16 protein-coding genes are annotated in these 14,528 nt (G+C 38.3%); 4 read left to right on the top strand and 12 right to left on the bottom strand.

The genetic code is table 11. The features are described from left to right. Positions 1 to 3 precede the first annotated feature (3 nt). From LS684_RS21215 to yneA, 8 genes are all read right to left on the bottom strand, one after another. Positions 4 to 1,752, bottom strand: coding sequence for an ABC transporter transmembrane domain-containing protein (locus LS684_RS21215; protein ID WP_169215883.1), 1,749 nt, complete (start codon positions 1,750 to 1,752; stop codon positions 4 to 6). 161 nt (positions 1,753 to 1,913) lie between these two features. Continuing rightward, positions 1,914 to 3,035, bottom strand: coding sequence for a CamS family sex pheromone protein (locus LS684_RS21210; RefSeq protein WP_233811814.1), 1,122 nt, complete (start codon positions 3,033 to 3,035; stop codon positions 1,914 to 1,916). Positions 3,036 to 3,197: 162 nt separating this feature from the next. After that, positions 3,198 to 3,419, bottom strand: a complete 222-nt coding sequence (locus LS684_RS21205; RefSeq protein ID WP_169215885.1) for a YneF family protein — start codon at positions 3,417 to 3,419, stop codon at positions 3,198 to 3,200. A gap of 84 nt (positions 3,420 to 3,503) precedes the next feature. After that, positions 3,504 to 3,941: a sporulation inhibitor of replication protein SirA gene (sirA, locus tag LS684_RS21200; protein ID WP_169215886.1), complete on the bottom strand. Its 438-nt coding sequence runs from the start codon at positions 3,939 to 3,941 to the stop codon at positions 3,504 to 3,506. Between the two features lie 356 nt (positions 3,942 to 4,297). After that, entirely contained in the window at positions 4,298 to 6,304 is a 2,007-nt protein-coding gene (gene tkt / locus LS684_RS21195; RefSeq protein WP_233811813.1) for a transketolase, read from the bottom strand. 341 nt (positions 6,305 to 6,645) lie between these two features. Then, on the bottom strand, positions 6,646 to 6,879 hold the full coding sequence (locus LS684_RS21190) for a DUF896 domain-containing protein (protein WP_169215888.1): 234 nt from the start codon (positions 6,877 to 6,879) through the stop codon (positions 6,646 to 6,648). Between the two features lie 104 nt (positions 6,880 to 6,983). Beyond that, a complete protein-coding gene (locus LS684_RS21185; protein WP_169215889.1) occupies positions 6,984 to 7,634 on the bottom strand; it encodes a YneB family resolvase-like protein in 651 nt (216 codons plus the stop codon). A gap of 11 nt (positions 7,635 to 7,645) precedes the next feature. Then, positions 7,646 to 7,972: a cell division suppressor protein YneA gene (yneA, locus tag LS684_RS21180; protein ID WP_169215890.1), complete on the bottom strand. Its 327-nt coding sequence runs from the start codon at positions 7,970 to 7,972 to the stop codon at positions 7,646 to 7,648. A 155-nt stretch (positions 7,973 to 8,127) separates the two neighbouring features. Between yneA and lexA the strand changes: the two genes are divergently transcribed. Further along, positions 8,128 to 8,748, top strand: coding sequence for a transcriptional repressor LexA (gene lexA, locus LS684_RS21175; RefSeq protein WP_169215891.1), 621 nt, complete (start codon positions 8,128 to 8,130; stop codon positions 8,746 to 8,748). Between the two features lie 303 nt (positions 8,749 to 9,051). On the opposite strand, the gene LS684_RS21170 is transcribed toward lexA, so the two are convergent. The 3 genes from LS684_RS21170 to LS684_RS21160 are packed head-to-tail and all read right to left on the bottom strand — an operon-like array spanning position 9,052 to position 11,031. Beyond that, a complete protein-coding gene (locus LS684_RS21170) occupies positions 9,052 to 9,705 on the bottom strand; it encodes a hypothetical protein (RefSeq protein ID WP_233811812.1) in 654 nt (217 codons plus the stop codon). After that, positions 9,620 to 10,801 (bottom strand): FtsK/SpoIIIE domain-containing protein, encoded by a 1,182-nt coding sequence (locus LS684_RS21165; RefSeq protein WP_233811811.1) that lies wholly within the window; start codon positions 10,799 to 10,801, stop codon positions 9,620 to 9,622. Before LS684_RS21165 ends, LS684_RS21170 begins: the two co-directional genes overlap by 86 nt. Then, entirely contained in the window at positions 10,801 to 11,031 is a 231-nt protein-coding gene (locus LS684_RS21160; RefSeq protein ID WP_233811810.1) for a hypothetical protein, read from the bottom strand. The genes LS684_RS21165 and LS684_RS21160 overlap by 1 nt, the downstream gene beginning before the upstream one ends. A gap of 475 nt (positions 11,032 to 11,506) precedes the next feature. Here LS684_RS21160 and LS684_RS21155 point away from each other — a divergent pair, with 475 nt between their 5' ends. From LS684_RS21155 to LS684_RS21145, 3 genes are read left to right on the top strand one after another with little or no spacing between them, the layout of a single operon-like run. Further along, on the top strand, positions 11,507 to 11,704 hold the full coding sequence (locus LS684_RS21155) for a helix-turn-helix transcriptional regulator (RefSeq protein ID WP_233811809.1): 198 nt from the start codon (positions 11,507 to 11,509) through the stop codon (positions 11,702 to 11,704). Between the two features lie 14 nt (positions 11,705 to 11,718). Then, positions 11,719 to 12,603 carry a hypothetical protein gene (locus tag LS684_RS21150; RefSeq protein WP_233811808.1) on the top strand — a complete coding sequence of 295 codons (885 nt, stop codon included), beginning with the start codon at positions 11,719 to 11,721 and terminating at the stop codon, positions 12,601 to 12,603. Between the two features lie 49 nt (positions 12,604 to 12,652). After that, positions 12,653 to 13,186 carry a GIY-YIG nuclease family protein gene (locus LS684_RS21145; RefSeq protein WP_233811807.1) on the top strand — a complete coding sequence of 178 codons (534 nt, stop codon included), beginning with the start codon at positions 12,653 to 12,655 and terminating at the stop codon, positions 13,184 to 13,186. A 597-nt stretch (positions 13,187 to 13,783) separates the two neighbouring features. Here LS684_RS21145 and LS684_RS21140 read toward each other — a convergent pair. Continuing rightward, positions 13,784 to 14,386: a hypothetical protein gene (locus tag LS684_RS21140; RefSeq protein WP_233811806.1), complete on the bottom strand. Its 603-nt coding sequence runs from the start codon at positions 14,384 to 14,386 to the stop codon at positions 13,784 to 13,786. Positions 14,387 to 14,528: the final 142 nt, after the last annotated feature.

Here is a 14,528-nt window from a genome sequence, read left to right as displayed (position 1 = left end):
TTCTTATCCCCCATACTCCACTATTTCTTCTAATTGTTGACGCAGAAACATTTCCCGATACCAACCCTTTTTCATCATCAATTCACTGTGAGTGCCTCTCTCCGTGATCTTTCCTTCTTCTAGGACGATGATCAAATCTGCATGTTGGATAGCACTTAAACGATGAGAAGTGATCATGGTCGTCTTCCCGATCCTGTTCTTCTTTAAAGAATGTAAAATGGATTCTTCCGTCCTTGCATCTACCGCAGACAACGAGTCATCCAGGATGAGTACCTCCGGATCCATTAACAGGGCTCTTGCAATCGATATCCTCTGCTTTTGCCCCCCCGATAACGAAACGCCCCTTTCACCGACTACCGTTTCATACCCATCACTGAAATGGACGATATCCTCATGGATATGGGCAAGCGCTGCTGCCTTTTCCACATCTTCTTTCGGAATGTGAGGCTGGGAAAACGCGATATTCTCTAGAATTGTGGCTGAAAAAAGGAAATGATCCTGGGGTACATAGCCAATACTCTCCCTTAAACGGGTTAATTGATAATCCTGAATGATATGGTCCCCAAAAGTGATCGTTCCTTTATACCCTTCGAATTCCCTTAATAACAACCTTAACAAGGTTGTCTTACCTGCACCCGTCTTCCCTACAATACCAATCGTTTGACCTTTATTCAGGCAAAATTGAATATTCTCCAATGCAGGCTCCTTCTCATTCGGGTACGAAAAGGAATCAATCTGATACTTTATATCCCCTGATGGGCATTGATTGAGGGCTCCTTCCTGATCCTTGATTTCAATCCTTTCATTTAAGATTTTAGTAACACGATCGTATGACGCGCGACCTCTCTCCACAATATTGAATAACCACCCGAAAGCAAGCATCGGCCAGATTAAGAGCCCAAGGTAAGTAGTAAACGAAATTAATTCTCCTATGGTCATATCCCCGTTGACCACAAACCTTGATCCAAATACGATCGACAGAAAGAATGAAATACCCACAATGATGGAAATCGTCGGATCGAATAGGGAATCCACCCTTGCAACGGATACATTCCTCTGTACAACATCTTCGGATTGCTTTCTAAACGATTCAATATCTTCTTTTTCTTGTCCGAACGTTTTTATTACCTTGATTCCTGTAACACTCTCCTGGGTTTTATCATTTAACGAAGAAAAGGCTTCTTGCGCCTTGTGAAAACGCTTATGTAGAAGAGTACCGTAATAATTCGTCAGAATGGCCATGAAAGGCATTGGAATCAACGCAATGAGTGTAAGCTTCCAGCTGATGGTGAAAGCCATTGCCAGTATCACAAATCCTCCTGTAGAGATTGAATCCACAAATGTTAACACACCCACCCCTGCTGTTTGCTGGATAGCTTGAAGATCGTTTGTTGCATGGGCCATTAAATCTCCGACCCGCCTCTTTTGATAAAAGGATGGTGACATCCTTGTAAAATGTTCATACAGACGGTTCCTGAGCAATCGTGAAAGCTTGGTGGCAGAACCAAAAATCATGATTCTCCAAACAAACCTCAACCCATACATAGATAGCGCCGTGATGATCAGGATGAAAATCCACTTCATCATATCTCCTCTAGTCAAGGAATTCCCTTTAATACTGTCCACTATGATCCCTACGATCCTTGGCGGGATCAATTGAAGAAATGCTACACATAAAAGCAGTAAAATTCCTGCTATATAAGACTTTTTCTCTTGAAGAAAAAACCATTTTAAATCTAAAAATACTTTCATACCGTCCCCCCCGTTACTGTATAGAATCGACTCTTTATTTTACCAAATTTCAAAAAAATGAGAAATCTTTTTTTAGATGGACAGCCTTCAACCCTGCATTTTATAAAAACGAAAAGCATCCCTCACTTATGAAAGGGATGCTTCTTCTGCTCTACATACTCTTAGTGGATCTGAACAAAGGGTTCCTGGTCCACTTCTTTGACAATGGTTGCTTTCAGGCCTTTAGGTGTCTTTACGTAAAGGTATACAGGTGTATGGGGGAAGTAATCCACAATTTCAGGGCCGATTGCCTGGGAGAAGCCGATAAGTTCAGTTTCTTTGACCATTCCAGTATGTACGTCAATGACTAGCTTATTTAGTGTGTCTTTTTGGTATAAGGCTTTACCGACAAACTCAATGTCCTGATGAGAGAAGTATTTAGAGACATAATCCTCTAAATCACGAATTCGATTATGCAGATCTCGGTCTTTCTCTTCTCCTTCGTCACTGGGAAAATAAAAATATTTATCAGATACATCATTCCATTTTTTTACTCGCTTATCATTTTCATCTACATAACCCGTGGAGATGTAGTTTCCTGATACCACACTATTTAATGGTTGAAGTTTGTATAAGGAAATCATGATAGGAACATCTTTCAGTTCTTTATTCCCCTTAACACGACTTACCACTGTGTCGGCTATTTTCTTCCCGTAGGCTTCTAACTGTTTATCGCCGATTTTCGCCTCATCGAAATGCATGAGCTTATTTTCATCTTCTACGCGAATATAATCCACCGTATTCAAAGCGAGACCGAGGGATATCCCTTTAATCTTTCCGTCTGAATCAACATAGTTCTGCTCGTGAATATAAGCGAGGTACATGGGATTCTTTTTTTCCAGCTCCATCTTCTGTTCCCAGCCCATGTCTTCCTTGATGTCCAAAGGGGGATTAAGGCCTGACTTATTTGATTCTGACTTTCTCCTCAGCCACGATCTAAGATCTTTTAGATATTGACCCTCTTCATAAACATAATCATCAGGAGAAAAATGCTTGGTGGATAATGACATAAGACCGGTTTCAATTTCATCCATGTCACTCCGATTGTTAATCATCATCGTAATAAGACCTCGATTGACCGATTTCTTCTCTTTGTTCACTGTATAATTTAAATATTCCCGTGCTTCTCCTGCTGCACTATTTTGAATTTCAAGTGTTTCTTCATCCATCACTTCCTGAGGCTTATTGCTGCATCCGGCAACAAGAATCATGAGAGACAGTGAAGCAATCATCCATTTTTTCATATGACTCCCTCCGGATTATATTCTATCATAAATTCAATTTCAACCTGAATGATAACCATCAAGTTTTCATGAATATATGAAAATGATCATATGATCCTAATTCATTTATTCAAGATTGGCCGCAAATAGAAAAAGCACTCATTTCCTGAGTGCTTCTACCTATTATTTCATGTTCTTATTCATTGCATTCATCATTTGGTTGATTTTCTTCTGTGAAGGCTTTTGACCCATCTGCATCATCATCATGCGTAACATTTGCTCGTTAATTGGTGGATTTTTCTTAAGGTAGCTCATCATATATCTACGAGCAATGAAAAATCCTAGTGCAACTCCAGCAAGTAATGCCAGAACTCCAACTAGAATAAGTAAACCAGTCGTTCCCATATTCTTACTTCCTCCTTCATGTTGTCCTTATAAAAGTGTACTAAACCAAGAAACATTATACAATATTTCTGTCATAATTTCTTATTAATATATAAATTTTCTCTGTTTTATAGGTTTTAACCATCCAAAACGTTCATTTTGGATATCGATTGCCAGAAGTTGTCCGATATTCCTGCGCAATATCTCAAAAAAGATATATTCAGATTCATCTGACCCCCAGGCATTAAGAGTCATCCACTTTTCATGTAGGACTAGGGTTGCACCTGATTCCAGCCGTTCAATCGTTGCAATTGAATCTACCCAGGCTGAACCTTCTATTTTCATGATTTCGTGTTGCAGTATTCTTTGTGTAGGAAGGTATGGTATAGGTTTAGTAATGTAATCTACTTGTTTCGAGATAATATCGTGAAGCTCACCTGAACTTGCTTCCCATTCCGAAAACAACTGAAAGAAAATTCTTTCCCGACCATAATAGTGCTGAACAAACATTTCTTCAATCCAATAGATCTGATAGTTTCGCACTTTTCCCCCTCCTACCATTCTTTTATATAGTATAAATCAACTAGAAGGGAGTCACTGTCAGAAATTGTTGAGAATCTACACTAGTTTTGTCGAATTCAGATTAGACTACATGTGATTCTTGAAGGCTCCACCATCACACAAACAACTCTTTCTGTGTTCGATTCTTTTCTTTCACTATTTAGATCCGCTATTAAAATAAGGTAAATATCGACTTATTTAAAAAGCTTGAATTGTTTTAAGCTCTGCCACTCAGCACCTGCCGCCTGACAGAGCTTTGGACTATATTTCGTACATTAAAACCATAAAAAGGTCAACTCCCTAATGAGTATTAGGGAGTTGACCCATCAAATCTATATTTATGACTGAAGAAGGGCTTTGATTCTTGACACAATATTTTCTGAAGTGAATCCATACTCTTCCATGACTTTCTCACCAGGAGCCGATGCACCATAGCCATCAATCCCTAAGATGTCACCTTCGTCCCCTACATAGCGATCCCAGCCCATCGGAGATCCCATTTCAATAGCAAGACGTTTTTTCACGCCTTTAGGTAGGATGGATTCTTTATATTCTTTTGTCTGTTTTTCGAAACGATCCCAAGATGGCATACTAACGACTGACACGCTGATTCCATCTTTCTCAAGGGCATTTTGTGCTTCTACTGCTAAATGCACTTCAGAACCAGTTGCGATCAATAAAGCATCAGGCTGTTCTTTTCCTGAAGGAGATACAACATATGCCCCTTTTGATACGCCGTTATAAGCTTTATCCGCAGTCCCATTAAGTGTCGGAAGGTCCTGTCGGGATAGTACCAGCATGGTAGGTTGATCCTTTGACTCTAAAGATAATCTCCAAGCAGCAGCCACTTCGTTTCCATCACCTGGGCGGATGACAGAAAGGTTCGGCATGGCACGAAGGGATGCAAGCTGTTCCACAGGCTCATGCGTAGGGCCATCTTCTCCTACTGCGATACTATCATGGGTGAATACATAGGTCACAGGTAAGCCCATTAGAGCTGCTAAACGGATGGCAGGTCTTAAATAATCACTAAATACGAAGAATGTCCCACCGAATACGTGAAGGCCTCCGTGAAGTGCCATACCATTCATGGCTGCTCCCATGCCGAATTCACGTACTCCGAACCAGATGTTACGTCCTTCATAAGATTCAGATGTAAAGTCCGCTTCATCTTTAATCATTGTCTTATTAGACCCTGCTAAGTCAGCAGAACCACCAATGAATGAAGGCAGGTTCTTAGCAATGGCATTTAATACTTCACCTGAGGAAGCCCTGCTCGCTAATGCTTTTCCTTCTTCATATACAGGGATGTCACGATCCCATCCTTCAATTAGCTCCCCTTTGATTGCTGCTTCCAATTGGACTGAAAGCTCTGGGTACTCTTCTTTATATTTAATGAATAAGTCAGCCCACTCTTTTTCTTTTTCAGATCCTGTTTGCTGAATTCTTTCTTCGAATCTGCTGTAAACCTCATCTGGCACATGGAAATCCTGCTCAAACGTCCATTGATATGCTTCTTTTGTAAGCTTCATCTCGTCTTCCCCGAGTGGAGCACCATGAACAGCTGATTTCCCCGATTTATTAGGTGCACCGTACCCAATGACCGTCTTGACTTCGATCATTGTAGGACGCGTCGTATCACCTTGAGCTTCTTCGATTGCTCTTGAAATTTCGTCAAGATCATTACCGTCTTCCACACGGATATATTGCCAGCCATATGATTCAAAACGTCCTTTTACACTTTCAGAGAATGATTTATCCAAGTCTCCATCAAGTGAAATATCATTTGAATCATAAAGAACTACAAGGCGGCCCAATTTTAAGTGAGCTGCTAATGAAGCTGCTTCAGAAGCAACACCTTCCATTAAATCTCCATCACCACAGATAGAATATGTAAAGTGGTCTACTATATCATATTGATCTTTATTGTATGTAGATGCCAAATGTCTTTCAGCTAAGGCCATACCAACAGCCATGCCGATTCCTTGACCAAGTGGTCCAGTCGTTGCTTCTACCCCCGGAGTATGTTTGTATTCAGGGTGTCCAGGTGTTTTACTTCCCCATTGACGGAAGTCTTTCAGGTCGTCCATCGAAACGTCGTATCCAGATAAATGAAGCAGGCTATATAATAGCATGGATCCGTGACCAGCGGATAAAACAAAGCGATCCCTGTTAAACCACTCAGGATTTTTCGGATTATGATTCATGAATCTCGTCCAAAGAGCATATGCCATTGGAGCTGCACCCATAGGCATTCCCGGGTGTCCAGAACCGGCTTTTTCAATTGCATCGATAGATAATGTACGGATTGTATTAATTGCTAATTGATCTGTGTTATCAAACATATGTCAGACATCCTTCCTTTTAATGTACCTTATTAATATTAATCTTCTTTTGTCTTTTATACAACTATCTTGAATGATAACACGACTTTGTCATCCTTGAAAATAAAAACCCTCGCAAAAGCACCCATATTAATATGCTCACGGTTATTGAAAAAAAAGCCATCTTCTTGAACCGGGGGTGTAAATCCATGTTGATTTTTTGAAACATTGAAAAGGCATTCCCTTTTGAGATAAAGATTGAACTTTCCTGCCGGGAAGTAAACACTTCTCCCCCTAAACTTAATAGGAAGCTGACAAAAAACTGCCAGGTCTATTTCAAATAGACCTGGCAGTTTCACCCATCAATGCATTTTCTTTTTCGTTTGTATATCCTGAATCTTTTTAGGAGTTACTTCATTACCTTCAGGATCAAAGATTCTTGTGTTTTCTATTGTTCCCTTCATCGATTGGCGAAAGGTTTCCAGGTATTCTTTTCTTAGTTTGGACTGCTCTTTTGCTTCTTGTTCAGACAATCCCTTACTTTTAGACTTCTTGGCAAGTTCATTGATTCGGTTCATTTTTGTTTTTGAAAGCATCTATAAAAACTCCTTTATTGCCTAGTGAGCAAAATCTATAACACAACGAAGATTGAACATTATTCTATCGTCATGTTACTAGATTTAAGGAGATAAAACAAGAGCTATGCATTTTTCAATGAATCCATATATTCTTTATAACGCCTATGGACGGTTGCCTTAGAAACGTTATACCCAAACCCTCTTAATGTGGCTGCAATCTCTGCGAAAGTTAATTCATTTTTCCTTAAGCGGACAATCTCCTCGATAGGAACTTCAATCCTTTCCCTTCCATCCACATTACCTTTATTCTTTAAATTTTTATGGGGTTGAAAACCATTCTCCACTGCCCTTTTCATCCCCCGCTTAATTTTTAAATTATGCAGTTTTCTTTGATATTCCTCCACCATACTGACTATTTTAATCACCATTGAGTCTGATTCTGACAGGTGTAATTCTCCGCTATGTGTTTGACTGATAATCTTAATATCCTCTTTCAATAAACAGTGAATAAGCGCTATCTTTGCATTCCCCCTGCCTATCCTGGTTTCATCCTGTATAAGTACGGCATCGATTGAGTCGTCTTTAATCATATCCAGAAGTTCCAGGATACCTGGACGATCCAGTTCAAAACCGCTTGCCTGATCCCTTATGACGGCAGCTACTTCAAATTGATGGACTTTTGCTAATTGAACTAACTCTTCTTCCTGGCGTTCCAGGGAAGTTTCCTGTGTTTCTTTTGTTGTACTGACTCTGCAGTAGATAACTGCCTTCATCTTTTATCCCTCTATTCTTGGTTCATTACAAATTGATTATCCGAATGGGTGGACAGTTTCGGGTTTTGTATAGGGAGGATCAGTGATTCACCGGGTTTGATCGAGAAAGAGGTAAGGTTATTCTCTTCCCCCACCCAGGAAATGAACTCTTCTACAGTCATAGAATATTCCTCATTATACTGGTTGGCAATTGTCCAGAGGGTGTCTCCATGCTGAACCGTGATGCTTTGGTAAGAAGGTTGACTTCCCATAACGATTAGAAAATAGACTGAAGATACTATAGCTAATACAAATAATATAATAATGTAAGAGAAACGATTCCAGATATGTGTTAACATAAAACAACCTCCACACGAATGTTTGTTCTGTTTTGTTACATTCATTGTAATACGAACATTCGTTTGGTGTCAACACAAATTCGAACTTATGTTTGTATCGTCTGGAAAGACATGCTATAATGGGAACATAAGATCTATAATAGAGGTGCGTGAATATGACAAAATTGTCTAAAAGACAACAGGACATACTTGAATACATTAAAATTGCCGTCAGGGAAAAAGGGTATCCGCCATCGGTCAGGGAAATCGGTGAAGCTGTCGGCCTGGCTTCCAGTTCCACTGTACACGGACATTTAGCCAGACTTGAAAGCAAGGGGCTTATCCGCCGGGATCCCACTAAACCTAGAGCCATCGAAATCTTAAACCTTGAAGAAGACAACATTCCACGCCAGCGGGTCGTAAACGTTCCCCTAATCGGTAAGGTCACTGCGGGGCAACCTATTACTGCTGTTGAAAATGTAGAAGAATTCTTCCCGCTTCCAGAGCGGATGGCACCTTCCGATGAGCAGGTCTTTATGCTGGAAATCATGGGAGATAGCATGATCGAAGCCGGGATTCTAGATGGTGATTTCGTTATAGTCCGTCAACAGCAAACAGCGAACAACGGAGACATCGTCGTAGCGATGACAGATGAAGATGAAGCGACTGTAAAACGGTTCTTTAAAGAAAGGGATTATGTTCGATTACAACCTGAGAACTCCACAATGGATCCAATCATATTAAGAAACGTATCGATCCTCGGAAAGGTCGTAGGCGTCTACCGGCAAGTTCATTAAACATTAACCGATATGTTTTCGCATATCGGTTTTTTGATTGAATAAATAGAAAAGAACCCTGACAGACAGCAAATGCGCTGTCTGTCAGGGTTCTTTTGTGAAGGGATTAATACATTTGAATGTACTGCTCGCGCTCCCAAGGATGTACTTGTGTACGGAACATAACTTGGGAACAAAATGCATGATATTGAAACACAAAAACCTTAAAAATTACGCCATATAATAGAAGAAGAATATCTAAACCAATAATACATAATGTATAAGAATGTATAGTTTTTGGTCATTTTTTGGTCGTTGTTTTGGTCAATGGATTTTATCGTCAATCTTATTAAAAGTATTTACTTCATGCCTTATGCTGTTTTCTTTTAACCAGGCTACAAGCTTTTTTCTACGGTTCTCAGTGGTGGTGAAAAAATGGAGAACAGGGACACTTTGAAAATCCTTTCGAACAAGTGGTAATACTTCCGCGTACTTTTGCACTTTCTTTCGATTATCAGCCATATTCAGCTTGTTATCTATCTCAATTAAATAAGCATAGCCATTACGTGTGAAAAAAGCGTCCGTGATGACTTTCTTCTTATTTGAAGGCTTTACCCCCTGTATGATGATATCGCTTCGGGATGGTGCATCTGCGACTGACTCGATCGTGTACTCAACCACCCAATCTTGAGGGCAGTTGAAATGAATATAGATGTCATTTCGTAATAAATAATGTTCGGTGTTAAGTGACATGGTTACGCTGTGTTCAGAGTCGATAAGCTTCCTTCCCTTTTCATTGAGGTAGATTATTTTCTCTTTATTCCAGTATTTCTGATGTGTGTAATCAATCAACCCATTTATAATCTTACAAGCGTTTCGGTAACTCCCCAGTTTATGAATATGTTGTAGGTGTTTGATCTTCACTATCCCCAATCGGTCTATGGTCATTAACAGACTTTCTAGCCTTTCCTGTTTCATGTTCTCCCTCCATCATCTTATAAATCATTTTATCGTCAATATACGGTACTTGAACGATACGTTTCTTTTCCACCATGTAAATCGCTCTCCCTGGAATAGAAGGTAAATCCTCTGCCCCAACGTCATCTAACAACACCTGGCTAGCAATCCGTGAAGCGCATATAAAAGACATACGGGTCACAATATTCATTTTCACTTGCATAGGAACGGCTTCCTTTGTTGGGTACTGGGTCGCATAGATCAATCTCATACCGACAGCCCCGCCTATACGTGCAATTTCACTTAGGGCAGCCTGACAAAACTCTGCATACTTCTTCGCATTCTTATCTTTCACAATGTTAGGGGATAACTCTGCCCCCTCATCCACTATGATGAATGTCCGTTTCTTGATGGGAGTGTCCAGGATATTCGTGTAACCATTATCTCTGAACATTAATTCCCTTCGCTTTAATTCATCTGTAACGTTTATCAGTGTCTCTGCTGCTTCAAATACGTCACAGGCGACCTCTTTTACCTGTGGGAAGGCTTTATACTTATAGAACTCTAACCCTGCCTTTAAATCGAGAATATAAAATTCTACATCGTCCCCCATGTTCATCATCAGAGTGTGGAAGGTTCCCTTCATGAACACTGTTTTCCCAAACCTCGTCACTCCTCCTACAAGCATGTGAGGGTAATGGTCGAAATTGTGGTACAGTACCCCTTGATGATTCTTGCCTATTGGTACCTCCCATGTTCCAGGTTGGATCAATGATTTATCATAGTCCCATTTCTTCGGTAGCTTCCCTTTGAATACTCTCAATTTCAGCGCTCCCTCGTATTCGTACTCAACTTCCCTGTTAAGGGCTTCTTTTAAGGCTGGTAGTATAGTGTCAAAAACTTCGCTCGGCATCCCTTTAGGCAACGTGTAGATGAATGTGGTGTATGTTAGTTTGTCGTGAGTGGATTTAAGTTTAGGGTAGATAAAGGTATCACCTTTCTTGAAGCATACCTTGCGGTTAACCAGTACCTGTTGAATGGTCCGCTTGTCGTTTTTCTTTTTAGGAATCAGGGCTGCACCTATGAGAACTGCTGGAATCGTTAGCAGTTCAAGCATTAGTAATGAATACCTTTCCAACCTATTACTACATCACCTTTCAATCCTTTCGCTTTACAAATGTACTTAGGGTTTTCCATCCAATGTGAACTAATATAGTACAACCCTAGTTTATTATCTTCATCAATCTCCTTCATGGACCCCTCTAATCCTTTTTCGAGTGCTGACTCTCTTGCAGAACTCCATTCCATCTTTTTATCTAAACCATCATCACGATATTTCGATAACATAAAATCCCCTCCTGTTTTTCCGATGTAAATCATCGAAAAAAGATATATGATAATATATCAAGTTGAGTAATTATGGACCAGCAATGACAAGAGAGACAATACGTATACCAATGGGTATCTACTTCATTGACTTATTCACTACAAGAACAATCCACTGACCAATACCATGAGCTTGCAAAACGCACCCACTTTAACAAGTTCCATCATAACTATGAGCACCTCCTCGTTAATCTGGAGGCCGCTTTTTTCAAGTGCAGTTATTACCAGTAAGCTGCCTCCAAAAACTCCAGTAGCGACTATTCCAAATGTTAAAGGTTCAATGATGACCACTCTCCTCTTTTTCTTTGATTAGTTCAATGTATGGATGTCAGCCTAGAAAATGCATGTACATATAAATTTTTTTATAAGAAAATATAAAATAATTTATAAAGGGTATTCATCTTCTCAAAGAGAATAAGTAGTAGAGGTGTGCATAATGTTTACTAATAGAATTAGCGTGCTAGCAAGGGAAAAAGGGCTAAAGCATGGGTATTTAGCCAAGCAATGTGGAGTGGCAGCACAAACATTTTCTAACTGGACTACAAATAAAACACAACCACCATTAGATAAAGCATTTATATTGGCTGATTTGTTAGGAGTGAAGGTTGATGATCTACATGAAAGATCCAATTAAGATGGAGGGATATTTTGAGTGAATTTAAGGATGCATTTCAAAGGATAAATGAAACTACAAATTTAATACGTAACGCAGCTAGAAAAGTTAACAGTATAAATTTCACTGTTCAAACTCCAGCTGCAAAAGCAACAAGAAAAGCTATGGAATTTAGTAGTCAGTTAGCAAGCTTTAAAACTCATATTGGACTTATTCAATCTTTAGATCGAATTGCCGAAGGGTTTAGTGAAACTGAAGAAGATATCGTTATTTTTAAAAAGGCTATGGTTGATTTAGGATATCCACCACACGATCAAATTTCAATTAAAATGATGAGAAGTATTGCTGGGGATTACAAGCAAAATGGCAAAAAACACGTGGAAGAATACATAGATGAGTTCATGCTATACTTTTTCACACCAAAAGTTATCCAAGAGAAAATTGCGTTTAAGTGGGAAAAATACGATTTTCTTAATAAGAGGCTCCCTCTTTTGAGGAATGCTGTAAAGGCGCATAATTTAGGAATGTATGAGTTGGTCATTCCTTCTATCTTATCTCAATTTGAAGGGATTATCGTAGACGCTTTTGGAGTCAGGGGTAGAGTAAACGGAAAAATCCAAAAAATATTGTATGAGACTCTCTTAATAAAAGAAGACTTATCAGGTTTCCATTTTGATTACGAAATACACGAGTATTACTCAAATAAGATATTGGTGGAATTCGCTCATGGCGAAGAAGTTAAATCTGAAATAAGTAGGCATGCAATTTTACATGGTGGGGATACTAATTTCGGAACTGAAACAAATTCTCTAAAAGTAATTTTACTATTTGATTTTATTGCAAATTCAATAAACGAATTGGATGTGTCCACAATTAAATTGGGTAAATCAAGAGTGGAAAATCCATGTCACCAACCTTAAAGAGAAGTGAGTCTATTTTAATGCTAATTTGTTAGAAAGGATGATTTTAATGACAGAAGTTACTGTAAAAGACCAGCTAATCGATTTAATTGGTCCCGATCACACTTTTAAAAATAAAAAGAATATCTATTTTATTGAAGGAAATGCCCCTGAAAGTCCTGGTGTATTTATTATGTACGATTGGCTTAAACGCCCATTATATATTGGTAAAGCTAATAACATTAAACAGAGTTTAATAAAGTACTTCTCTAATACCGCTCATACAGACCTAGACTATATAATTCATAATGTTAAATTTTTTAGTTTTATGATCTTTGAAGATAAATCAGTCAGGGAGCACGTAAAGAATTTAGCAATTAAGTTGGAGTCCCCTCCATTTAACATTGAAGATAATGACAATTATGAAAACAGATACGACCCAAAATATCTATTAACAACCCAATGCCAATATAGTCAGGAATATTATTTGAAGGACCCTTTTGCAAAGGAGTATTGTGATAAAACTGGAGTCGAACTCCCCGATGAGATAGAGGAAAAAATCCAGAAAAGGTTGGATGAAGCAATGGACAGGCTGAATCTTTAACTAAAAAACCCCTTCCCTAAAGAAGAGGCAGCATCATTAGTATGCCCTCTAGGGAAGGGGTTTACTAATATGCTAAAAGTAGGATAGCCAATCCTACTCTCCTTGTACCAATTATTACTAAACACTAAACATTCTTTTAAGCATAAAAATAAAAAAAGCCTTCCAGAAGCCTCCGGAAGGTAGCACTATGTATGCTCATGGATATGTCAATCCTTAAGTAGTTTATCACAAGCTAACTTCGATTAATTATTCTTTTAGGCATATTTAAAGCTCCCTACAATAAAGTAGAAGGAATAAGGAGAAAATTATTATTAGGTCACTTTATTCGAACACCAAAAAACTATCTTCAAAAATATGAAGATAGTTTTTAATATTTTCTATTCATCTATATATTTTATTGGTGAATTATTTTTTCAAATATTTAGGTCTATTGAAAAACAGTGCACCCGATAGAATTAGAAGAAAAGACAAAATACCTCGAATAAAAGGATTATGAATAAATGACGTAATTGCAATTAGTCCTATAGTATAGATAATAAATAATATAATAAATACATAGATTCTTTTCATTATAAACATATCCTTTTTTATATTTTATTAAAATGCTTGAGGGTAACTTGATACATAGGAATAACTAGTACTTGACTTTCTTTTAAACACAAAAGATCTGCCTATTGAAATCTGGCTTGCAGCAAACCCAAGAATAACCCCACTTACAGCACTAGCAACAGCCCAACCAACACCCGGAATAGCAGCAAGTACGCCTACAACTCCAGCAACTCCTACTACAGATATCCACTGTAAAGTTTTTGCGCTCAATCCTATTTCTATGTACGTACCTTCTGGCGTATTGTAAGTGTATGCGTAGTTACCACCGCCATCAACTGAACTACTTTTGGCTACTAAATTACTTGATAAAGATATATTTGTTCCATCAAAACTAGTAGATGATTGAAAAGGTTTAATTGGTTTAGAATCTTCTTTTAATAAGTTTTTATATACATCTATCGATTCTTGATCAATATTAGCTTGTTCCATAAGAACTAAGAATTCTTCATCGGTGTAATACTGTACATTTGCATAACCTTGTAGTTCATTTCCAGTCCCGCTGGCACTAGCAAATGAGGACAATGTAAATCCAGAAAACATAAATCCAACTAATAAAACAACTGTAACCTTAGTAAAAACATTTTTCAACAAAATAAATCGACTCCTATAATAGATTTTTAACACAGTGACCAATTATATACTATTAAGGTATTTATTTCTATAGTTTCCAAAAAATATTATTTTATTAATCTCATAAACATATAGTTTAGCTAATAAAAAAATCAGGGAAAGA

The organism is Cytobacillus spongiae (genome assembly GCF_021390075.1).
Note: the sequence above shows the minus strand (reverse complement) of the source record. Positions and strands in the feature narration are given on the sequence as shown.

Excerpts from the sequence above, each read along its gene's own strand:
- LS684_RS21215 (WP_169215883.1), bottom strand. The coding sequence starts at position 1,752 with ATGAAAGTATTTTTAGATTTAAAATGGTTTTTTCTTCAAGAGAAAAAG.
- LS684_RS21210 (WP_233811814.1), bottom strand. The coding sequence starts at position 3,035 with ATGAAAAAATGGATGATTGCTTCACTGTCTCTCATGATTCTTGTTGCC.
- LS684_RS21205 (WP_169215885.1), bottom strand. The coding sequence starts at position 3,419 with ATGGGAACGACTGGTTTACTTATTCTAGTTGGAGTTCTGGCATTACTT.
- tkt (WP_233811813.1), bottom strand. The coding sequence starts at position 6,304 with ATGTTTGATAACACAGATCAATTAGCAATTAATACAATCCGTACATTA.
- LS684_RS21190 (WP_169215888.1), bottom strand. The coding sequence starts at position 6,879 with ATGCTTTCAAAAACAAAAATGAACCGAATCAATGAACTTGCCAAGAAG.
- LS684_RS21185 (WP_169215889.1), bottom strand. The coding sequence starts at position 7,634 with ATGAAGGCAGTTATCTACTGCAGAGTCAGTACAACAAAAGAAACACAG.
- yneA (WP_169215890.1), bottom strand. The coding sequence starts at position 7,972 with ATGTTAACACATATCTGGAATCGTTTCTCTTACATTATTATATTATTT.
- lexA (WP_169215891.1), top strand. The coding sequence starts at position 8,128 with ATGACAAAATTGTCTAAAAGACAACAGGACATACTTGAATACATTAAA.
- LS684_RS21170 (WP_233811812.1), bottom strand. The coding sequence starts at position 9,705 with ATGAAACAGGAAAGGCTAGAAAGTCTGTTAATGACCATAGACCGATTG.
- LS684_RS21165 (WP_233811811.1), bottom strand. The coding sequence starts at position 10,801 with ATGCTTGAACTGCTAACGATTCCAGCAGTTCTCATAGGTGCAGCCCTG.
- LS684_RS21160 (WP_233811810.1), bottom strand. The coding sequence starts at position 11,031 with ATGTTATCGAAATATCGTGATGATGGTTTAGATAAAAAGATGGAATGG.
- LS684_RS21155 (WP_233811809.1), top strand. The coding sequence starts at position 11,507 with ATGTTTACTAATAGAATTAGCGTGCTAGCAAGGGAAAAAGGGCTAAAG.
- LS684_RS21145 (WP_233811807.1), top strand. The coding sequence starts at position 12,653 with ATGACAGAAGTTACTGTAAAAGACCAGCTAATCGATTTAATTGGTCCC.